22 protein-coding genes are annotated in these 22,574 nt (G+C 31.1%); 10 read left to right on the top strand and 12 right to left on the bottom strand.

Going from position 1 to position 22,574, the window contains the following annotated elements:
* The first annotated feature begins 8 nt into the window (after positions 1 to 8).
* From bioA to AC5LAX_RS01285, 3 genes are all read left to right on the top strand, one after another.
* The gene (bioA, locus tag AC5LAX_RS01295) at positions 9 to 1,361 is read left to right on the top strand and encodes an adenosylmethionine--8-amino-7-oxononanoate transaminase (RefSeq protein WP_288909050.1); all 1,353 of its coding nucleotides are present in this window, start codon (positions 9 to 11) and stop codon (positions 1,359 to 1,361) included.
* 138 nt (positions 1,362 to 1,499) lie between these two features.
* A complete protein-coding gene (locus AC5LAX_RS01290; RefSeq protein ID WP_288909052.1) occupies positions 1,500 to 2,405 on the top strand; it encodes a hypothetical protein in 906 nt (301 codons plus the stop codon).
* Positions 2,406 to 2,421: 16 nt separating this feature from the next.
* A complete protein-coding gene (locus tag AC5LAX_RS01285; RefSeq protein WP_288909053.1) occupies positions 2,422 to 4,332 on the top strand; it encodes a TonB-dependent receptor plug domain-containing protein in 1,911 nt (636 codons plus the stop codon).
* A gap of 112 nt (positions 4,333 to 4,444) precedes the next feature.
* Here the strand turns inward: AC5LAX_RS01285 and AC5LAX_RS01280 are convergent, their stop codons facing one another.
* The gene (locus AC5LAX_RS01280; RefSeq protein ID WP_118036052.1) at positions 4,445 to 4,924 is read right to left on the bottom strand and encodes a hypothetical protein; all 480 of its coding nucleotides are present in this window, start codon (positions 4,922 to 4,924) and stop codon (positions 4,445 to 4,447) included.
* Positions 4,925 to 4,971: 47 nt separating this feature from the next.
* Positions 4,972 to 5,238 carry a hypothetical protein gene (locus tag AC5LAX_RS01275; protein ID WP_008538452.1) on the bottom strand — a complete coding sequence of 89 codons (267 nt, stop codon included), beginning with the start codon at positions 5,236 to 5,238 and terminating at the stop codon, positions 4,972 to 4,974.
* Positions 5,239 to 5,433: 195 nt separating this feature from the next.
* On the opposite strand from AC5LAX_RS01275, the gene murQ reads away from it, so the two are divergent.
* The 6 genes from murQ (at position 5,434) to AC5LAX_RS01245 (ending at position 12,945) form a co-directional block, all read left to right on the top strand.
* Positions 5,434 to 6,339, top strand: a complete 906-nt coding sequence (gene murQ, locus AC5LAX_RS01270) for an N-acetylmuramic acid 6-phosphate etherase (protein WP_288909054.1) — start codon at positions 5,434 to 5,436, stop codon at positions 6,337 to 6,339.
* Positions 6,340 to 6,352: 13 nt separating this feature from the next.
* Positions 6,353 to 7,741, top strand: coding sequence for a PTS transporter subunit EIIC (locus AC5LAX_RS01265; RefSeq protein WP_288909055.1), 1,389 nt, complete (start codon positions 6,353 to 6,355; stop codon positions 7,739 to 7,741).
* A 4-nt stretch (positions 7,742 to 7,745) separates the two neighbouring features.
* The gene (locus AC5LAX_RS01260; protein WP_288909056.1) at positions 7,746 to 8,813 is read left to right on the top strand and encodes a DUF871 domain-containing protein; all 1,068 of its coding nucleotides are present in this window, start codon (positions 7,746 to 7,748) and stop codon (positions 8,811 to 8,813) included.
* A 36-nt stretch (positions 8,814 to 8,849) separates the two neighbouring features.
* The gene (locus AC5LAX_RS01255; protein WP_288909058.1) at positions 8,850 to 9,986 is read left to right on the top strand and encodes a restriction endonuclease subunit S; all 1,137 of its coding nucleotides are present in this window, start codon (positions 8,850 to 8,852) and stop codon (positions 9,984 to 9,986) included.
* Between the two features lie 248 nt (positions 9,987 to 10,234).
* Entirely contained in the window at positions 10,235 to 11,845 is a 1,611-nt protein-coding gene (locus tag AC5LAX_RS01250; RefSeq protein ID WP_288909059.1) for an ATP-dependent nuclease, read from the top strand.
* Entirely contained in the window at positions 11,830 to 12,945 is a 1,116-nt protein-coding gene (locus tag AC5LAX_RS01245; protein WP_091693440.1) for a UvrD-helicase domain-containing protein, read from the top strand. The genes AC5LAX_RS01250 and AC5LAX_RS01245 overlap by 16 nt, the downstream gene beginning before the upstream one ends.
* A gap of 394 nt (positions 12,946 to 13,339) precedes the next feature.
* Here AC5LAX_RS01245 and AC5LAX_RS01240 read toward each other — a convergent pair whose 3' ends face one another.
* The 10 genes from AC5LAX_RS01240 to AC5LAX_RS01195 form a co-directional block, all read right to left on the bottom strand.
* Complete coding sequence (locus AC5LAX_RS01240) at positions 13,340 to 14,194, bottom strand: Rpn family recombination-promoting nuclease/putative transposase (RefSeq protein ID WP_288909061.1); 855 nt, start codon at positions 14,192 to 14,194, stop codon at positions 13,340 to 13,342.
* The gene (locus tag AC5LAX_RS01235; RefSeq protein WP_288909063.1) at positions 14,131 to 14,310 is read right to left on the bottom strand and encodes a hypothetical protein; all 180 of its coding nucleotides are present in this window, start codon (positions 14,308 to 14,310) and stop codon (positions 14,131 to 14,133) included. The genes AC5LAX_RS01240 and AC5LAX_RS01235 overlap by 64 nt, the downstream gene beginning before the upstream one ends.
* 249 nt (positions 14,311 to 14,559) lie before the next feature.
* Positions 14,560 to 14,832, bottom strand: coding sequence for a hypothetical protein (locus tag AC5LAX_RS01230; protein ID WP_115151209.1), 273 nt, complete (start codon positions 14,830 to 14,832; stop codon positions 14,560 to 14,562).
* 225 nt (positions 14,833 to 15,057) lie between these two features.
* A complete protein-coding gene (locus AC5LAX_RS01225) occupies positions 15,058 to 16,293 on the bottom strand; it encodes an LL-diaminopimelate aminotransferase (RefSeq protein WP_115151208.1) in 1,236 nt (411 codons plus the stop codon).
* 174 nt (positions 16,294 to 16,467) lie between these two features.
* Positions 16,468 to 16,821, bottom strand: coding sequence for a 50S ribosomal protein L20 (gene rplT, locus AC5LAX_RS01220; protein ID WP_008538460.1), 354 nt, complete (start codon positions 16,819 to 16,821; stop codon positions 16,468 to 16,470).
* A gap of 36 nt (positions 16,822 to 16,857) precedes the next feature.
* Positions 16,858 to 17,055: a 50S ribosomal protein L35 gene (gene rpmI, locus AC5LAX_RS01215; RefSeq protein WP_008538462.1), complete on the bottom strand. Its 198-nt coding sequence runs from the start codon at positions 17,053 to 17,055 to the stop codon at positions 16,858 to 16,860.
* The gene (gene infC / locus AC5LAX_RS01210; protein WP_115151207.1) at positions 17,042 to 17,596 is read right to left on the bottom strand and encodes a translation initiation factor IF-3; all 555 of its coding nucleotides are present in this window, start codon (positions 17,594 to 17,596) and stop codon (positions 17,042 to 17,044) included. The genes rpmI and infC overlap by 14 nt, the downstream gene beginning before the upstream one ends.
* A 438-nt stretch (positions 17,597 to 18,034) precedes the next feature.
* Positions 18,035 to 18,940 (bottom strand): dihydroorotate dehydrogenase, encoded by a 906-nt coding sequence (locus AC5LAX_RS01205; RefSeq protein WP_288909064.1) that lies wholly within the window; start codon positions 18,938 to 18,940, stop codon positions 18,035 to 18,037.
* A complete protein-coding gene (locus tag AC5LAX_RS01200; RefSeq protein ID WP_288909066.1) occupies positions 18,940 to 19,704 on the bottom strand; it encodes a dihydroorotate dehydrogenase electron transfer subunit in 765 nt (254 codons plus the stop codon). Before AC5LAX_RS01200 ends, AC5LAX_RS01205 begins: the two co-directional genes overlap by 1 nt.
* Positions 19,705 to 19,824: 120 nt before the next feature.
* Entirely contained in the window at positions 19,825 to 20,730 is a 906-nt protein-coding gene (locus AC5LAX_RS01195; protein WP_167624732.1) for a DMT family transporter, read from the bottom strand.
* A 349-nt stretch (positions 20,731 to 21,079) separates the two neighbouring features.
* On the opposite strand from AC5LAX_RS01195, the gene allB reads away from it, so the two are divergent.
* A complete protein-coding gene (gene allB, locus AC5LAX_RS01190) occupies positions 21,080 to 22,456 on the top strand; it encodes an allantoinase AllB (protein ID WP_167624733.1) in 1,377 nt (458 codons plus the stop codon).
* Positions 22,457 to 22,574 lie beyond the last annotated feature (118 nt).

The following is a 22,574-nucleotide window of genomic DNA, read 5'->3' as shown; positions in this document are numbered from 1 at the left end:
TTGATTTTATGTGTAATATTAATTGGATAGATGAAGATTTAAAATATATCTGGCACCCTTGCTCACAGATGAAAGATTATGAAGAATTAAAACCTATCGTTATCGACCATGGAAAAGGTTCTTATCTTTATGATATCAATGGTAAAGAATATATCGACATCATCAGCTCATGGTGGTGCAATCTCTTAGGACATGCCAATCCTAAAATCAATGAAGCTATCAAAAATCAATTAGATAATCTAGAACATGTTATTTTTGCCAATCTTTCACATAAACCAGCTATCAAACTTTGTCAGGAATTGATTAAAGTCGTGCCTAAAGGTTTATGCAAATTCAATTTCAGTGATAATGGCTCTGCTTCTGTAGAATGTGCTTTAAAGATGGCTTTCCAATACCATTATCAGACAGGCAATCCGCAAAAACAGCGTTTTATGTGTTTATCCGAAGGTTATCACGGTGAAACAATCGGTGCTTTATCCGTAGGTAGCATGGATTTATATGCCAAAATCTACAAACCAATGCTCATGAATGCTGTACATACATCAGCGCCAGATTGTTATCGTTGCCCTTATCATCAAAATCGTGAAACTTGTAAATGTGAATGTTTCATTCACGCCGAAGAAGATTTCGCTAAATATGGCAATGAATTAGCAGCTGTCATCGTTGAACCACTCATTCAAGGTAGTGCTGGTATGCGAATTTATCCACCACTTTATTTAGAAAAACTTCGCAAACTCTGTGATGAATATAATGTATTATTAATCGCTGATGAAATCGCAACTGGCTTTGGTCGCACAGGTAAGATGTTTGCATTTGATTATACAAATGTTTCACCTGATATCATGACTATTTCCAAAGGTTTGACAGGTGGCTATATGCCAATGGCGATAACTATAACTACACAAAAAATCTATGATGCTTTTTATGCAGATTATAATGAAGGCAAAGCGTTTATGCACAGCCATACTTATAGTGGCAATCCATTAGGCTGTAGTGCTGCTTTAGCCGTACAAAAAATATTGCGTGAAGAAAATATTTTAGCCAAAGCTCAAGATACGGCAAAATATCTCCATGAAAAATTACAAGCAACTTTTGCTAATCATAAAAATGTCGGTGAAATCCGCCATTTAGGCTTGATAAATGCCATTGAACTTGTAAAAGATAAAAATACAAAAGAAGCTTTCGACAGCAAAAAACGTCTTGGCTATCAAATATATAAAAATGCCCTCCAAAAAGGTTTGTTACTTCGCCCTCTAGGTGATGTATTGTATTTCAATCCGCCATTAAATATCGATAAACAAACATTAGACAAAGCCATTTCCATTTGCCATACTTCCATAAATGAAGTTTTAAATTCCTAAAATTAAAGACTATATTTAGACTAAAAATTTCTCTTAGTTTAAATATAGTCTTTTTTTATATATCTTTCCCTATAATTCCTTGATAATCTAGTTCTAAAAATTATATACTATAAAAAAACACATTTTTAGGGTATCTATATGATTTTACGCAAACAACAAAAAAAATTTAAATTACGCTTTCGTGCCTTTAAACGAAAACCATTTTTATTTTTACGTCATTTTTTACTCATCATTATTTTTCGTTTTTTCGGTGTCATTATTTGTTTGTTTTTCACAGTCTTACCTTTACCACTCAGCAACTTCATTCAACATTTGATGAATTTAAATCTATCGCTTAATTCACTAAAAGATATCCTCTCATCTGTAAAACAACTCGCTACTAATTTTTATACTATAATCCCTTCGACCAATGATATTATGCGTTTTATCAAATCATTTTTGTTGAATTTTTCACCTAGCAATTTTTATAATATCTTACGCAGTTTGCCACATGACTTACGCCAATTATTTTTACAGATATTTGATTACTTACGTCAACGCTTAAAAGATATACGCTTATTTATCAGGTCTTTATTCCCCTTGCGACAAGCTTTCTCGCGATTTCATAAATTCATCATTACTCATGCTAGATTAGCTAGACGTCTATTTCGCAATCTATTAATGGTATTTTTTAACGTATTATTGATAAAAATATTATTCTTAATCATTATCCCATTACTTGGTATCAGTACTATTTATTTTATCGGTATAGACATCAGCTTGATTATCATTGCTACATTGAGTTTATTGACTTCACAGCTAGGTACTTTAATCGGTAAATTAGTTACTAATATTCTCATTCGTCTATATGATATAATCCAACAACGAACAACTAAAATGAATATATTTTTATTTCTTATCGCTTTGCTTTACAATAAAATATCTTTATTTATCAAAAAAATTCGCCTACGTTTAATTTTTCTTTTTAGTTGTCTTTTGCAAAAAATATGTCTATATTTTATTGCCCTTTATCTTTATTACAAAATCCAACGACAAAAATTCTAATTAAGGAGCATAACTTATGTATTCTAAAAAATCTCTTTCTCTTTTATTAGCACTTAGTGCATTTAGCTGTTTTATGCCCACTACATTTGCCAATGAAACACCTAATGCTCATAGCTTAGTTGAAAATAATAATCTCATTGCTTCACCTAATTACACTACAATTATCACTAAAGAACAAATACACGATAATCACTATAAAAATCTAGCAGAAGCTCTTTCTTATGCCAATGGTGTAACTGTAAATTCAGGCTCACTGAATACTTCTCATATGGTAGTGCGCATTGATGGAGATGATAGAGTAGCTATCTTCGTTGATGGTCGTCGCATGAATATGAATAAAGGTATCATGAGCGGTCGTGCATCTTATGATTTAGATTTATTGCCATCTATAATGAATGTAGAACGCATCGAAATTCTTCATGGTGCAGTTGGTTCTACATATTTAAATTATGATACTCCTGCTGGGGCTATCAATATCGTTACTAAAAAAGGCGATAAACGTGAAACAACTGTTGATTTAGCTGCTGGTGAACACGGCTCTTGGAAAGTTAAAGCCATAACAAGCGGTAGCTTAGATGATTGGTCATGGGTAGCTACTGGTGGCTTTGATAATGTCGATTATATGAAATATAAAGGCACAGATGACCACACTCATGAAATGCCAAATTCCGACAACAATCGCCGTGAAATGGCTTATCGCATTGATAAGAAATTGACCGACAACACTTCTTTAACTTTTGACTATGGTCATCTAAGCAACGATACAGGCACTTGGATATCCAAAAATTATCCACAGGATTATAATTATGAAAAATTAATCAATCATTTCGCACTCACTTATAATTATAAAGAAAATACTGAGACTCCAGCATTTTTAGCAATTTATCACTATTATACTCAAGGAGATAGCTATATCCCTACTGGTCTAAGTGAGCAAGAAAATGAAAAAACTTATAGTCGCTGGGAAAATACTACTCAAGGTATCGATTGGCATGATGCTTGGAAAATCAGTAAAGACCACACCATTTCTGCGGGACTTACTTATCGCAAAGATGAAGTCGATAATATCAACAACGATTACAATAATATTTTCAGTGGCAATTATAATAAATCTATGGATAATTTTTCCGTTTACCTACAAAGCACTCGCCGTTTTGATAAGTTAACACTGACTGGAACATCTGCTTACAATAATAACAGTGAATTCGGTGGAAAATATGTTTCTAATGGTGCTTTAGATTATAAACCTGATGAAAATACTGTTATCTACGCTTCTTTGAGTCAAATTTATGCTACGCCATTTTTAGATGATTTATATTTTAATAATGCTCATATTCAAGGAAATCCTAGTTTGCGACCAGAAACAGGTTATAAAGGCAGTCTAGGTGTACGCTATAAATTAAATCCTACAAGCAATATCAATTTCAATGCTTTCCTAGAAAATATAGATGATCCATTAGGCTGGCGATATGAAAATAATAAATTCCATGCTGTAAATTTTGAAAATCAGAAAAAACGCGGTTTCCAATTAGAATATAATAAAATTTTCAGTCCAAAATATGATATGTCGCTTGCTTATACTCGTACAATTGCACATACTGATTTTGCTGATGGTAACGGCAATCAAACTGATGTCAATGCAGTAGCTCCAAGTAGCTATAAACTTCGCTTTAGTTATCATGATGATACATGGCATAATAATATTTTACTAAATGCTGTATCTGGTAGAGATACAAATTATTATAGCGATAGCAATTATTATATACTTGACGCTAATCTCAATTATAAAATCAATGACCAATGGTCAACATATCTGAAATTAGCCAATATCACCAATGTATCTTATGAAACTATCGGCTCTTTCTTAGATGGAGATTGCCCTGCTCCTGGTAGAACTGTACTCATGGGTATGGAATATAATTTCTAAACTAAAATATAAATAAAAAACAAAAAGGTAGATTAATTTATATATAATCTACCTTTTATTTTTTGCTTATTTATTTTGCGATATTTAATTTTCAAATCATTTAATAATATTATTAAGTGTTTTTAGCAATGATAGCACCGATTACACCGCCAATTAATACTGCAGCTGTGATATCGCCTTTATCATAATCTTTGTCGTTATCATCATCGCGGTCATCTCTATCGTCACGGTCATGACGTGGAGGTCTATCTCTATCCCAATCATCGTCATCATCATCATGACGAGGTGGTGGTGGAGTCCAATCATCATCGTCTCTATCAGGACGAGGTGGTCGCTTATCATCTCTGTCATCATCGCGAGGTGGAGGTGGTTTTTTCCAATCCTTATCCTCATCAGAGCGACCTCTATTCCAATGATCATCTTTATCAAAGCCGACTGTATTGAATTGCTGTTCATAAGCAACATTTGTATTCAAAGCTGCTGCTGAAGCTTGATTCATACTATAAACATAACTCACTGGACTGCATAAGAAACAAGATAATGATACAGCTGTTATAATTTTTTTCGCTCGCTTAGAAAATAATTCTTTCATTTTGCTACCCTCCCTATCTAAAAGTTATATACATATTAAATTAAACATCAAGTATTTTTAGCAATTACTGCACCAATTACGCCACCGATTAACACGGCAGTTGTGATATCTCCTTTATCGTAATCATTATCATCATCTTTATCGTGTCTATCATGTTTTGGAGGAGGTGGTGGTGGATCATGTCTTTCTTCATGACGAGGAGCTGCACTTACTGTGGATAGTTGTACAGCATAACTCACAGGGCTACACAAAAAACATGCTAGGGCTATTATTCCTATAAAATTTTTCAAACGTCCTTTAATTAATTTTAACATATTTACACAACCTTTTATACATCTTTTTTTATTTATGTACATCTTATGTATTAAATATATCATGAGAAAATTAAATTATACTTAAAATATTATTTAAAATTAATTAAAATTTTCTAGCTTATCCTTGCCAATAAAAAAGCCATTATCTATAATGAAAAAATGTATTAAATATTTTTAAAGGAGTATCTTTTATTTATGATAAATTTAAACAATCTCTTAACTGAAAAACGCAATCCTTATACATTAAATATTGATAATGTATCCACTTTGGAAATGTGTATGCTTTTAAACGAAGAAGATAAACGCGTAGCTATTGCTATCCGTAATGTATTGCCACAGATTGCTATGGCTATTGATGAAATTACATCTCGCCTCAAAGACGGTGGTCGTTTATTTTATATCGGTGCTGGCACATCAGGTAGACTTGGCATCTTAGACGCTGTGGAATGTCCACCAACTTACAGCACTGACCCTGAAATGGTACAGGGAATTATCGCAGGTGGTTATAATGCAATCTTCAAAGCTCAAGAAGGTGCAGAAGATTCTTTGACTCTTGCTCAAGAAGATTTACAAGCAAAAAATTTATCTGCCAAAGACTGTGTTGTCGGTATCGCAGCCAGTGGTAGAACTCCTTATGTAATCGGTGGACTAGATTTTGCCAATAGCATAAATGCCTTGACTATCGCCATCAGTTGCACTAGTAATAGTGAAATCAGCTTCCATGCCAAAATCGCTATCGAAGCTTTGACTGGCCCAGAAGCCATCACAGGTAGCACACGTATGAAAGCAGGTACTGCCCAAAAAATGATTTTAAATATGCTCTCTACTTGCACCATGATAAAATTGGGTAAAGTCTATAGCAATTTAATGGTTGATGTAAAATCATCTAATAAAAAACTCGAAGAAAGAGCAAGACGTATATTAATGGAAGCTACTAATTGCGACCGACAAACTGCTATTGATACTTTAGCTATCACTCAAGGCAAAGTAAAACCTGCAATTTTAATGTTACTTGCCAATATTTCCTATGAAGAAGCACTCTCTAGCTTAAATAATAATGAAGGTTTTATCTCCAAATCATTAAATAGTATAAAAAAATAATTGCGAGGTTTCTATGAATTTACAACAAACAGCTTTTGCTATCTATGAACTTATGAAGTCATTTTCTATCTTAAAAATAACTAATTGTATGACTAGACTTCGCTTACAATTAAAAACAGAAGATATCACTAATTTACCGTTAAAAGAATTAAAAAATATTCCCAATGTCTTAGGCATAAACTTAAATGACAATGAACTACAAATCATCTTAGGCCCTGGAAAAATAAATGAAGTAACGACTGAATTCAAAAAATTATATGCAAATAAAAATCTTGAAGCTAATGCTCAAAATACAAATCAAGATACAAATAACAATCAAAAACAATTTGGCAATGCCGAAGAACTTCATCAACAAATCCGCAAAAAAAATGCTACACCTTTTAAATTATTATTGAAACGCATTTCTAATATCTTCATGCCACTTATACCTGCATTTATCGCTTGCGGTTTAATCACAGGATTATTAAATATTGCCTTCAAAATCGATCCTACACTTACAAACTACCCTGCAATCCAAATTTTACAAATAGCAGGAAATGCTGTATTTTTCGGTTTAAATATCTTTGTTGGCATCAACACCGCCAAAGAATTCCATGCTTCTCCTATGCTCGGCGGTACTATGGCAGCCATTATCACACACCCAATGCTCAACAATATCAGCCTATTTAATATAGATTTACTTGCAGGTCGTGGTGGTATCGTTGCCGTCTTATTAGTAGTAGCTTTTTCCTCATGGTTAGAAAACAAATTGCACAAAATCGTGCCGAAAATTTTAGATTTATTCTTAACGCCACTACTTGTAATTTTAATCGCCACCTTCCCTGCTCTATTCATCTTACAACCTATCGGCGGTATTATCGCTGAGACTATCGGCGTACTTGTAACATCTGCAATTAATTCCGGTGGTGCTATCACTGGCTTTATCATCGGCGGTATCTTCTTACCACTTGTTATGACTGGTCTTCATCAGGGACTCACACCTATTCATGCTGAACTGCTCAATCAATATGGTGTTACTATCCTTCTGCCTATCTTAGCCATGGCAGGAGCAGGGCAAGTCGGTGCTTCTATCGCTGTATATCTCAAAACTAAAAATAAAAAATTAAAACAAACCATAGCTTCTGCCCTTCCTGTCGGCTTCATGGGCATTGGCGAACCTTTGATTTACGGTGTAACCTTACCACTTGGCAAACCATTTATCTCCGCTTGTATCGGCGGTGCTTTCGGTGGTGCAGTCCAAGCATTTTTCCATGTAGGTGCTACCTCCATTGGCTTATCTGGTCTACCACTTACAGCAAGTACAGACAAAATGCTTTATTATCTAATCGGACTTTTCACAGCCTATATTTTCGGCTTTATCGCCACATTAATAATCGGCTTTAACGACCCTATTGAGGAGTGATATTTTGCAAAACGGCATTTCCATTTATCTTGGCTTAGACAATACATTAGAAGAAAATTTAAATTTAATTCATCTAGCCCATAAATATAATCTCAATCGCATTTTCACCTCATTTCACATACCCGAAACAGATATTTCCCATTTTCAACAAGATTTACAGACAATTTTAAAACTCACACAGAAATATAATATGGAAGTAATCTGTGATGTATCGCCAAATACTTTAGCCTTATTAAATTTAGATACATTAAATATCCAAGAATTAGCTACTCTTGGCATAACTACACTTCGCTTAGACTTTGGCTACAGTGCCGAGCAAATAGCCGAATTAAGTCATCAAAATATAAAATTACAATTCAACGCCTCAACTATCACTCAAGAATTTCTTGATGAATTAAATCATTACCAAACAGATTTCCAACATATTGATGCACTCCATAATTTTTATCCTCGTGAAGGTACAGGTCTAAACGTAAAAAAATTACAACAACAAAACGAATTACTTCATAAATATAATATTTCCGTAGGTGCTTTCATACCTAGCTATAACAAAGCTCGCTCACCAATCAAAAAAGGCTTGCCAACATTAGAAATGCACCGCTATCAAACAGCCAGTCTTGCCATGCGACATCTAAAATTACTAGGTATCGACTCCATTTTTATCGGCGATAGCCTACCTACAGAAAACGAAATCCAAGAATTAGCTAATTTAACTGATGAATATATCTTATTAAAAGCAAAAAAATTAACGCAAAATAAAGATATACTAAAAATTTTACAAGAAAACACCTTCACCGCTCGCCTAGATGAAGCAGACGGAGCCATTCGCACCCAAGAAAGTAGAGCATTATTCAAACAAATATATATCTGCCCTGAATATATCGCCCCTAGAGAAATAGGCTCTATTACCTTAGATAATGCCTTTTATGCACGCTACGCAGGAGAAATGCAAATCATCACCCATGCACAACAAAAAGATAATAAAATCAATACCATTGCTAAATTATTAGACAGCGAATTAATTTTATTACCTTATATAAAACCAAATAGCAAATTTAAAATAAAAGTTTAAATTAGTTTTAAAAATATAAGATTGGAGGTTGATATATTGAATATACCAAAATTAAGATTTAAAGATAATAACGGCAATGATTATCCACAATGGGAAAAGAAAAAATTAGAAGATATTAGTACTATTACTATGGGACAATCTCCAGATAGTAATTTTATCAATAATGAAGAAATCGGTATCGCATTTTTACAAGGTAATGCTGAATTTACTAATAAATATCCTATTGAAAAATACTGGTGTACTAAACCACAAAAAACCGCAAATCCTACAGATATTTTATTAAGCGTACGTGCTCCTGTTGGTGCTATAAATATTGCTAATAAAGAATTTTGCATTGGTCGCGGTTTATCCGCCATTTCTTTTAATTGTAATAAAATATTTGGTAAATATAATTTAGAATACAACTTATTTCAATTAATAAAAAAAAGTCAAGGAAGTACTTTTAGTTCTATTAATAAAAAAGATATTTCTGAAATAATATTATTTATACCTTCTTTCAAAGAACAAAAAAAAATTGCTAATTTCCTTTCTACAGTAGATAAAAAAATAGAAAACCTAGAAAATACTATCTCTAGCCTAGAAAATCAGAAAAAAGGATTGCTACAACAAATCTTTAGCCAAAAACTACGCTTTAAAGATAAAAACGGCAATAATTATCCTAATTGGGAAAAGAAAAAAATTGGATTAATTTGTTCAATTTCTACTGGTAAAAGTAATACTCAAGATAAAATAGATAATGGTAAATATCCTTTTTATGTTCGTTCTGCCACTATTGAAAGAAGTTCTAAATATTTATATGATGAAGAAGCTACTTTAACTGTTGGCGATGGTGTTGGTACTGGAAAAGTATTTCATTATGTAAATGGAAAATATGATTTACATCAAAGATGTTATCGTATGTTTAATTTTAAAAATACCCATGCTAAATATTTTTATTACTTTTTTTCTTCTCATTTTTATAATAGAGTTAAACGTATGAGTGCAAAAAATTCTGTTGATTCTGTTCGAATGAATATGATTTCTGATATGATTATTGATTTACCTTGTTTAGAAGAACAAACAAAAATAGCAGATTTCCTTTCAGCATTTGACCACAAACTCGAAAACCAAAAAGCCCAGCTAGAACACTGGCAACAAATAAAAAAAGGACTATTACAACAAATGTTTGTATAGTCCGATTGCTTTTCTTTCATGACCAAGAAAAACACCAAAAGAACAACTATAAATAATACCTAATTTTTCCCGCATTTTAAAATTTTAATGATAACGCCAGTTATTGAAAATCTTTAATAACACCTAACCATTTCCCGCATTTTAGCATCTTTGACAAAGTCAAAAGTGCGTGAGCGGGTGATTTCTTTGGTTCGTTTCTTTGTCACCAAAGAAATGAATAAATATATACTTAGTATAAGGAGTAATATATGTGTTATATTAAACAATTAAGAATTATTGGTTTCAAAAAATTTAAAGATTTAACTGTTACCTTTAATCCTAATAAAAATATTATTATTGGAGAAAATGAAGCAGGTAAAAGTACTATATTAGAAGCACTTAACATTGTTTTAAATCAACAATATAGAAATTCTGATAAATCTATATTACATGATTTAATGAATAAAGATAACATAAAAAATTTTGAAGATGACCCTTCTTTTGAAAATCTTCCTTCTATAAAAATAGAAATTATATTTGAATTAGATTCTACTGATCTTAAAAGCAGTGAATTTCATGGAGAAAACTCTTTAAATCCTAAAGAAGCATCTTATGGTATCTTATTTAAATGCGAATTTAATAAAGATTTATTTCCAGATAATATATTATCAAATACAATTAAAGAAATACCTTATGAATATTACGAAATGAGTTGGTCTACATTTCAAGGTAAAAAATATTCTATATTAAAACAACCATTAAAATCTATTTTAATTGATACAAGCTCTATAGACACCAACAATACTTTTAATTATTTTAATAAAACAATTTTTCATTCTAGATATTCTTTACAAGAACAAATACATGCTAAAAATTCTTTTAGAGCTAATTTATCTTTATTATTTAAAGAATTATCATTGCCAAAATTAAACAATAATAGAACTTTTGATATTAATTATAAAAAAATTATATTAGAAAACATCATTTCTATATTGGAAAATGATATTCCTTTGGAAAATAAAGGAAGCGGTATGGAAAACCTTATAAAAACACAAATTGCTCTTGATAAATCTAATAGTAAATTAGATGTTATTATGATTGAAGAACCTGAAAATCATTTATGTTACACAAATTTACAACAAATGTTATCTACAATAAATAGTTATTCTAAAGATTCTCAACTGATTATTACTACGCATAATAGTATGATTGCCAGTCGATTAGATTTACGAAATATTTTATGGATAGAAACAAATACTAATCAAACTTCAAAACTAGATAATATAGACGAAGAAACTGCCCAATTTTTTATAAAATTGGATAATAATAATTTACTTCATTTATTATTATCAAAAAAAGCTATCTTAGTAGAGGGTCCTACAGAATATTTATTACTTCCTTATTTCTATAAAAAAATATATAAAAGAACTTTAGCACAAGATGGTATTACTCTTATAACCTGTGGTGGCATCTCATATAAAAGATACTTTGATATAACAAAAAATACAAATATAAAAATAGCTGTAATTACAGATAATGATGAAAAAGATACCAACCTTTCTTACATGAAAGAACATAATTCCCAATCTATTTCTCAAAAAATTTTTATGGATAATGATTTAAAAAATTTCACTTGGGAAGTAGCTCTTTATAATTGTAATGAACAAAATCCAGATTTAGAAAAATGTGCAGGAAAAATTGATCCTACTGCTGATTATAAATTTAATAAAATTATTTATGGAAAAAATGGAGAAAATAAACCAATATTAGGAAAAATGCTTAATAATAAAGTTGATGTAGCTTATAAAATTTTACAATATGAAGCTGATTTACAAGTACCTAAATATGTAAAGGAAGCGTTTAAATGGATAAACGAATAATATTAGCTGTTGCTGGTGCAGGGAAAACATATACATTATGTAATTGTTTAAATCCTAATGAAAGAAATATGATTTTAGCTTTTACAAATAGAAATATTTACAATATCCAAAGAGAATTAATAAAAAATTATGGCACACTTCCTAAATATACCAAAATAATGACCTTTCATAGTTTCATTTATCAATTTTGTATACAACCATTTTTACCTAGTATTTTTAAAATTTTTCAAACTGAGCCTTTTAATATTGAGGGTGTTTCTATGAAAGACCCTCCGGAAAATAAAAAATTTAATCCTTACTATATAAAACAAGATTACTTAGGTCATTATATTGATAAAAATAATAAATTTTTCTGTGGTCGGCTTTCTGAACTAATTTTATATTTAAATAAAAAATCAAAAAAAAATGAAAAATTTATTCATAAAATAACATCTAGATTTCTAATATTTTTTGATAATATCCTTATAGATGAATTCCAAGATTTTAGAAAGAATGATTACAACTTTTTAATATTATTTTTAAAACAAATTAATAATGTAACACTTGTAGGAGATTACTACCAACATTCTGTTAATGGACAAAATAATTTTGGAAAACCCTTTACTGATAAAATAAATTCATATGAAAAATATATCCAATTATTACAAGACAACAAATTTTATACAGATACTTCTAGTCTAATAAATTCGCGTAGATGTTCTATTAATATTTGCGATTTTGTTAATTCTAAGTTAAATATTCCTATAAAATCCGCTGACATTAATACTGGAAATATTATTAAAGTTTCTGCTAAAAATATAGATGATATTTTATCAAACAATTCTATAAAAAAATTAATATTACAAAAGCCTTCTAATGGTAATTACTCTTTTAATTATATAAGTTGGGGAAATTCCAAAGGAGACACTTACGATAAGACCTGTGTTATTCTAACAGATAAAACAGATAATATTTTAGAAGATAACTTCGAAGTAAAAAATATTTCTCAAATTATTAGAAATAAATTATATGTAGCTCTTACTAGAAGTAAAGGAGATGTCTATATTATACAAAAAAAATTATTTGATTCTGTAAAAAATAACTATATCATTAAACAGTAATTTTAATTTATTATTTCTTTCATATTATAAAATTTTGAGCTCGTTTTCTTCATTACTAGAAAATAAAACAAACATACTTATTTATAAAAAATCCTCATAATATAAATACCTTATACTATGAGGATTTTTCAATAATACCAAACCTTTCCCCGCATTTTAGCATCTTTTTACGATAGCTATTAGCTATTGGCAAAGATAAAAATATAGCTACGTTTTTAGTTCTACTGTTTGATCGTAGCAAGTTTTAAGCATTGTATGAAATGATATTTTTTCAAAGCTAAAATTTTATCTGCGGTGATTTTAACATAGTTCTTAGTGCTTTAGCACTCTAGAAATATGTTATGCAACTTGTTGTGATTTGGTTCGTTTCTTTGTCACCAAAGAAATGAACATATCATTTTTTTATTTCATTTATTTTTTCAACGCTTAAGCCTGTTACATCAGCAATAAAATTAACATCACTGCCATTTTCTAACATTTTCAATGCAATTTCTATTGCTTTATCTTCTGCACCTTTTTTTAGACCTTCTTTTAACCCTTTTTCCAATCCTTCTTTTAGTCCCTCTTGGCGATTATATAAGATTGTAGAATTATAATCTCTTATTGCTTTTTCTTGTATTTCATATTGACGTCTTTTTATCTCATCTTGTGAAAATACCATCTCATAATTTAAAGCTTCTTTTATTACGGGATTATTCATAGCTATCGCCTCTCTTTGTTCATCTGTACATTTAGGTGAAAAATATGCTATCCAGTTTTCAGCTTGACGTAACTTACGTACATCACTTAATTTGAATTTATTCAATTCTATAAAATGCAATTCTAAATCATCTATTAATATATCCTGTGTTTTATCATTATAAACATGATATGAATTGTGACATGTTTCATATGGCAAATAATTAAAATTTAATAAATTAATTGTAATTGTCTGTTTTAATTCATCATAATTTTGACCTTTATTGAGTTGATAAGCATATAATCTTGACCAATAATATAACGAACGTTTGGAAAAATATTCTTGTTTCGTTACTTGTATTTCAACATTTATGAGTGTTCCATCATTTAATTTTGCTAGTATATCTAATTCTGGTACTTTTCCATCTTCTATATCTGGCAATCTTTCTTTATCTAAAAAATTTATATCCACAAAATAACTATCTTCATCTTTATTTAAAATTGAATTTAAAAAATTAAGTGTAAGATTTTTTCGTTCTTTACATCCATACCAGTTGGATAATATACACATGCTCTATATACACCATTGCGTGTATTAATCTCTTCTATCATTCCAGAAACTTTCACATCTTTTACGGATTTTTTATAATTATCCTTCATATCTTGTACTGCTTGCGGTACCTGCACAGCACTCGCCTCCCCTGTATTATTGCTTGTAATAAAAAAAGGAACTAATAATACACATATTGCAAACATAAATTTTAAACATTTTTTCATTTTCATTTATAATCTCCTTTCTTTTAATAAATATTATATATAAATTATAATAAACAAATATTCAGAAAACAAATTTTTATGCAAAAAAACTGCACCTTTAAAAATTATTATACGTCTAACTTTAAAAGTGCAGTTTAATTAACAATATTTCTTTATTGATTAATCATCCCAACGGTCATCGTCCCAATCATCGTCATCATCATGTTCGTAGCGGTCATCGTCCCGCCAATCATCATCATGTTCATATCTGTCATCGTCCCACCAATCATCATGTTCATATCGGTCATCATCTCGCCAGTCATCATCCCAATCATCATACATGATAATGGTTTTTTCTGTATTTAGTACATCTGTTTTTAATGGAAAAGCATTTGTACTAACGGGAAAAAACATCACTGCCACTAACAATAAGCACCATAAAAATTTTTTCATCTCCTTCTCCTCCGTTTCTTTTTAATTTACATATAATTATATCATTTAATTGTTAAAATTCTGTTAAATTTAAAATTTTTTTCATTATGAATAATATATCTATAAAACAGTAAATTATATTTTAATATTCATATAGTCTGAACAATTTATAAAAAAATAAATAGAACTGTACCTCACATTTGACATTTGAAGTACAGTTCTATTAAATAATTTTTTATGTTTTTATTAAAGTTTTAATTGAGTTTTGATGCGTTCTACAGCTTTTAATGTATTTTCACGGCTACCAAATGCAGTGAGACGGAAATAATTTTCGCCAGATGGGCCAAAACCCGAACCTGGAGTACCTACGATATTTGCTTCATGAAGAAGTTTATCAAAGAAATCCCAAGAAGTCATGCCTGCTGGAACTTTGAGCCATACATATGGGGAGTTTACACCACCGAAAACAGTAAGACCAAGGCTTGCTAAACCTTCACGGATAATTTTTGCATTTTCCATATAGTAGCCAACCATTTCTTTTACTTGTTTTTGTCCTTCTTCAGTAAGTACAGCTTCTGCACCACGCTGAATAATATAAGGTGTACCATTGAATTTAGTTGTATGACGGCGATTCCAAAGAGGATTTAAAGCTTGTTCTTTACCATCTTTTGTATAACCTTTAACAGCTTTTGGTAATACGATATAACCGCAACGAGTACCTGTGAAACCTGCTGTTTTAGAGAAGGAACGGAATTCAATAGCTACTTCTTTTGCACCTTCAATTTCATAGATTGTACGAGGTACATCATCTTCTGTAATATAATAAGCATATGCTGCATCATATAAAATGATAGATTTATTTTCTTTAGCATATTTAACCCATTTAGCCAATTCATCACGGGATAAAGTAGTACCAGTTGGGTTATTAGGGCTACATAAATAAATCATGTCTACATGCTGTTTTGGAAGTTCTGGAGTGAAGTTATTTTCAGCAGTACATGGCATATATACTACACCTTCAAAAGTTCCATCTTCTTTTACAAGACCTGTACGACCAGCCATGATATTTGTATCGAGATATACAGGATATACAGGGTCAGTAATAGCAATAGTATTATCTACGCCAAAAATTTCTTGGATATTACCGCAGTCAGATTTTGCACCATCGCTGACAAAAATTTCATCAGCTTCGATATCTACACCACGAGATTTATAAATTACATCACGAATTTTTTCACGTAAGAATGCATAACCTTGTTCAGGGCCATAACCGCGGAAAGTTTCTTTATTAGCCATTTCATCAACAGCTTTATGCATAGCTTCAATACTAACTTGTGGTAATGGTAATGTAACGTCACCGATACCTAAGCTAATAACTTCAGCTTCTGGATTTTCAGCTTTGAATTTCTGCACACGATGTGCAATTTCAGCAAAAAGGTAACTACCTTGTAATTTTAGATAATTTTCATTAACTAATGCCATTTATAATCCTCCTAAATACTTTTATTTATCTCTAAATAAAATTCATTCTTATTTATTATACAGTATTTGGCATATTTAAACAATGTATACTTGTTTAGTCAAATTCAAATAAATTTAAACTAACAAAAAAAGCTGTCTCTAATCTAGAATTAGAAACAGCTTTTATTTTTTATATTAGAGATTGCTTTTTGCAACTTCAACAAGTTTAGCAAATGCAGCTGCATCGTTGATAGCAACGTCAGCTAACATTTTACGGTTAACTTGAACACCAGCTTTTGTTAAACCGCAGATGAAACGGCTGTAGGACATACCGTTTGCACGAGTAGCAGCATTGATACGAGCGATCCAAAGTTTACGGAATTCACCTTTTTTCGCACGACGGTCTCTACGTGCATAGTAAAGAGCTTTCATAACGAGTTCGTTAGCTTTTTTGAACTGTTTGCTTCTAGCTCCTCTATAACCTTTAGCTAATTTTAAGATTTTTTTATGACGTGCATGAGCGGTTACGCCACTTTTTACTCTTGGCATTATTTACCCTCCTAAATTTCAACAATAAATGATTAATTAAGCGTATGGAAGCATTTTGCTTACACGTTTATGATCAGCAGCAGTGATGATAGCTGCTTTACGTAAATTACGTTTACGTTTTGGTGATTTCTTTTCTAAAATGTGGCTTTTGAAAGCTTTATTACGTTTGAATTCACCAGAACCAGTAGCTGTAAAACGTTTAGCTGCAGCTCTGCGAGTTTTAATTTTTGGCATTAGTGTTTCCTCCTTTAGTTTGCACTTTAGGTGCTAAAATCATAATCATATTTTTACCTTCAAGTTTAGGTTCGCGTTCAACAGTAACAGCATCTTTCATTGCTTCAGCGACCTTCAATAAAAGCTCTTTACCCATTTCAGGATGAGAAAGCTCACGGCCACGGAACATTATTGTAGCTTTTACTTTATTGCCTTCAGCAATAAAACGCATAGCATTTTTAACTTTGAAGTTAAAATCGTGTGTTTCAATACCAGGACGAAGTTTTACTTCTTTTACACTGATAACCTTCTGTTTTTTCTTCGCTTCTTTTTCACGTTTTTGTTGTTCATAGCGATATTTTCCGAAATCCATGATTCGGCAAACAGGTGGTTTCGCTTTTGGAGCAACTTCTACTAAGTCTAAATGAGCTTCTTCTGCTTTGCGAAGAGCATCTCTTGTAGACATAATACCAAGCTGTTCTCCCTGAGCATCTGTCACACGAACTTCTCTAGCGCGGATTTCGCCATTAATTCTTAAAGTTTCTTTACTAATAGAAAACACCTCATTATTTATATATTATTTTTATTATATACACAAAAAAGAGGATGACGCACGTCACCCTCTGATATTACAAATTAAAATATACGTTAAACGTTTTTGTTTTAATTAGTAACCCTAGTGACTAGCACGCCATAAGGTGAGAAGCGGTGACTTCTTCTTGTGCAATACGTTGCAATTCAAATACAACGTAACTTAATATATCACAAACTCTATATACTGTCAATAAAAATTTTTCAAATACAACTCTTATTTCTATTAATCCCTATATTTATTAGCATTTCTTTTTTTATTATAGCTTCTAAAATCTTGTTATTCAAGGATATAAAAAAATTTTACCAGGCGATTTATTTTTATTAGTTATATAAAAAATAGCCTATAAAGCTTATATTGCTTAGCTTTATAGACTATTTATTAAAAATTCACTTGGTAATTTTTTATTTAAGCTTGTAATGCTCCTACAAGTTCATTTACATCTTCAATATTATGTTTTTGCATATATTCAGCGATACCATCTGCAATTACTTTTAATGCTGATGGATCAATGAAGTTATGTGCTCCTACTGCGACTGCTGTTGCACCTGCAAGCAAGAATTCAATAGCATCTTCTGCACTTGCAATACCGCCCATACCAATGATTGGAATGTTTACAGCTTTTGCTACTTGCCATACCATACGAAGTGCTACAGGTTTTACAGCAGGGCCAGAAAGACCACCTGTGATATTGCCAAGTAATGGTTTTCTTGTATTGATATCTATTGCCATACCAGTCAATGTATTAATCATAGAAATAGCATCTGCACCAGCTTCTTCTACTGCTTTCGCCATCTGCACAATATCTGTTACATTTGGAGAAAGTTTTACAATTACAGTTTTTTTAGTATGAGTTTTTACTGCATGAGTTACTGCTGCTGCTGCTTTTGGGTCTGTACCAAAAACGATACCGCCTTCTTTTACATTTGGACAAGAAATATTTACTTCTACAGCATCTACACCGTCAATATCCAAACGCCATGCCATTTCAGCATATTCTTCTACAGAACCTGCGGAAATATTTACGATAACAACAGTATTATATTTTTTAATTTTTGGTAAGATATCATAAATAAAAGCATCTACCCCTGGATTTTCAAGACCGATACAGTTGAGCATACCAGAAGGAGTTTCTGCAATTCTAACACCTGGATTACCAGCACGAGGTTTTGGTGTAACGCCTTTAGTAACGATTGCACCGATTTCATTTACATCAAGAAAATCTTCATATTCTCTACCAAATCCGAATGTTCCTGAAGCTCCCATTACAGGATTTTTTAATTCAAGATTACCAATCTTTACAGATAAATTCATTAAAATACCTCCTTAGCTTCAAAAACTGGGCCTTCTGTGCAAACTTTACGACGTTTTTTAGTGAGTTTACCTTCAAAAGTACAACCAAGACATACGCCAATACCGCAAGCCATGCGTTTTTCTAATGATACTTGGCAATCAATATCATGTTCATAAGCGAGTTTTGCCACGCCTTCCATCATGATATTTGGGCCACAAGTATAAATAGCGTCAATATTATTTTCTTTTAAGATTTCAGGCATTAATTGAATAGTGAAACCTTTAAATCCTACAGAGCCATCATCTGTTGTGATATAAATTTTATCAGCATATTCTTTTAAATATTCTTCCCAGAATACTTCATCTTTATTTTTACCACCGATAAGTAAAATAGGTTTTTGATCTTTGAGCAAGCGAGATAAATAGATAAGTGGAGCAATACCTACACCACCGCCTACGAGCAATGGTCTACCTTCTTTTAATTTGAAGCCATTACCGATAGGGCCTAAAATACTAAATTCTTCGCCTTCTTTTAATCTAGAATATTCAGCTGTACCTTTACCGACAATACGATAAATTAAAGTGATTGTACCTTCGTTTTTATCTACATCTGCAATACTGAATGGACGACGCAAAAAGTTTTCACTATGCAAAGTCTTCACATGAACAAACTGACCAGATTCAGCAAGATTTGCAATTTCTGGAGCTTTGATAACCATGTGTTTTACATTTTCATTTACTGCTTTGTTGAGCAAAATTGTTCCTGTTACTACAAGCTTTTTCAAAAGAAACCCTCCTACTTTTTACACATTATACTTTATAATCATAATACTATATAACTAATTTTTTCGCAAAATTTCTCAGCTAAAAATAATTTTATTTTCATTAATCTATTTAAATTTATTTTACTTTTTCCAATTTAATTTTTCTAAAATTTGCTTTGTATGTGTTGTTATATATACACCTAATAAAATAACTACTGCGCCTAAACATTCTTCCATAGTAATTATTTCATTTAATGTTATTGAAGCTGTAACAATCCCCACAATAGGCATGATATTTAAAAATATGGAAGCTGTACTTGCACCTACATTTTTTACACCAATATTCCAAAATATCATTGCTCCTACACCACCGAGCCATACAATATATGCAAATGAAGCCATAGCTTTCATAGATAAATCTGGTATAAATAAACCACAAGTAAAATGACCATAGATTGCAATAAAAATCGCCCCAAATACTCCTGCCCATGCTGTAACGGATAATACAGACATTTTCTTCATCACACGAATACTGATTAAACAATAAATTGCCCAACTTAATTGAGCTACAAAAAATAATATATCTCCCAAATTAAATGAAATATGTAAAATAATATCTAAATTTCCATTGCTGATTAAATACAATGTTCCTGATATCGAAATTATAATTCCAATCCATTGCAATAAAGCCAATCTTTCACGCAAAAATACAAAAGCTAATAAAGATGTAACAGCAGGCGTCATAGCAGCAATCAAAGTGGCATTAGCTACTGTAGAATATTGTAGCCCTGTAAATTGTGAACCATTATTCAAACTAACGCCTGTTATCCCCATAATTATAAGTGGCAACCAACAATTTTTGGGCGGTATAAAATCTTTTTTATGTGTAATTTTCATCAATAAAAATAAAGTAGCACTAAGTAATAAATATCGGAAAGATACTAAAGTAGGTGGGTTCATCTCCGCTACAATGAATTTCACCACTACAGGCTGAAAACCCCATAAAATTCCAGCCAAAGACAACAACACATAAGCTTTATTTTTCAAAATAACATCTCCATTTAACTAAAACTTAAGTCATCATTATAACATATCCCTATAACGAGATTAAACATAAAATATATTCTAATACTTGCCACTATGCTATAATAAATTATTATTACTTTTCTTTTATACAAAAGAAAAACGAAGCAAAAATAAAAATCCTGCGATATTGATTCTACTTTGATAAATATAAAATAATATGTAATATTTATTTTCCACATTCTAAAATCTTATCTGTAATACTTTTAATATAGTTCTTAGGATTTTTAACACTTTAATTTGTTGTTATTTAATTTGTTTTTTATACAAAAGAAAAATGTATTTTATAATTCTTAGGAGGGATAATTTTTTTATGTATGATTTGGCTTTAAAAAATGGTTTTATTGTTAATGAAAATGAAATCTATCTAGGAAATATTTATATACAAGATGAAAAGATTGTTGAAATTTCTTTAGCGGATAAGCCTGCCACTGAGGTTTATGATGTTTCTGGTAAGTATCTTTTACCTGGCTGTATTGATACGCATTGTCATTTTCGTGACCCTGGAGCTACTGCTAAAGAAGATTTTACAACTGGCACACAAGCTGCTATTGCCGGTGGTGTAACTACTGTATTTGATATGCCCAATACAAATCCTTCTGTTTTAAATGAGCAAGATTTATTGCAAAAAGCAAATTATTTTGCTCCTAAAGCTTTTGCTGATTATGGTATTTGGGGTCTTTCTTTAGGTGAAATCAACCTTGGTGATTTACCTAGACTTTGTGAAGCTGGTGCTAGTGCTGTAAAATTCTTCTGGGGATATGCTATAAATGCCAAAACAAAAGCTTTAATTTATAATTACAATCCTAAAGATGAAGATATTATCCCACCTCTTGGCGATGGTGAAGTCTATGAAATTTTTGAACAAATGGCAAAAACAGGAAAAATAATCGCCATTCATGCTGAAAATATTGAATTAATTCAAACTTTAACTAAACGTCTTCAACAATCTGGTAAAAAAGATTACGAAGCTTTAATCCAATCTCGACCAGCTCTAGCAGAAGCTTTGACTATCCAAACAGCTAGTCTACTTGCTAAAGCCACTGGTGCTAGACTTCATATTCTTCATTTGACTTCTAAAATGGGAATGGAAGCAGTCGCTCAAGCAAAGGCTAATGGTGTAAATATAACTGCTGAAACTTGCCCACAATATCTATTTTTATCTGCTAAAGATTATGATAGTGTAGGGCCAATGATGAAAGTATATCCTGTCATCAAACATGAAGAAGATAGACTTGCACTTTGGCAAGGATTGAAAAATGGCACTATAGATTTTATCGCTTCTGACCATGCACCACATATCATCAGTGAAAAACAAGGTGATTTATTCTCCATTCCTGCTGGCATGTGCGGTGTAGAAACTATGCTTCCATTAATGCTCAATGAAGTAAATAATGGTCATATCACTTTGCCTTTCTTAGTGAAAGTCATGGCTAAAAATGTAGCTGATATCTATAATTTACCAAATAAAGGTAATTTAGAAATCGGTAAAGATGCCGATATTGTAGTTGTCGATATGAATAAAGTCGATACTATTGAAAATGAAAAACTTCACAGCAAACAACCACTAACTGCTTTTGCTGGTAGAAAAATCAAAGGTTGGCCTATCAAAACATTTTTACGTGGTCAATTAGTTGTAGATAATAATAAAATCTGCCAAGATAAAGCTTGTGGTAAATGGATAAAATAATTAAATTTTAAATAAAAAAGCTCTTAATAGCAAAATGATATGCACCCAAAATATTGGACATATTAATTAAGCTACTAATTGAGACTTAGTTCTGTATTCTACGGGACTAAGTCCTTTT

It is taken from the genome of Megamonas sp., assembly GCF_986095205.1.
This window is presented reverse-complemented; position numbering and strand designations above follow the sequence as displayed.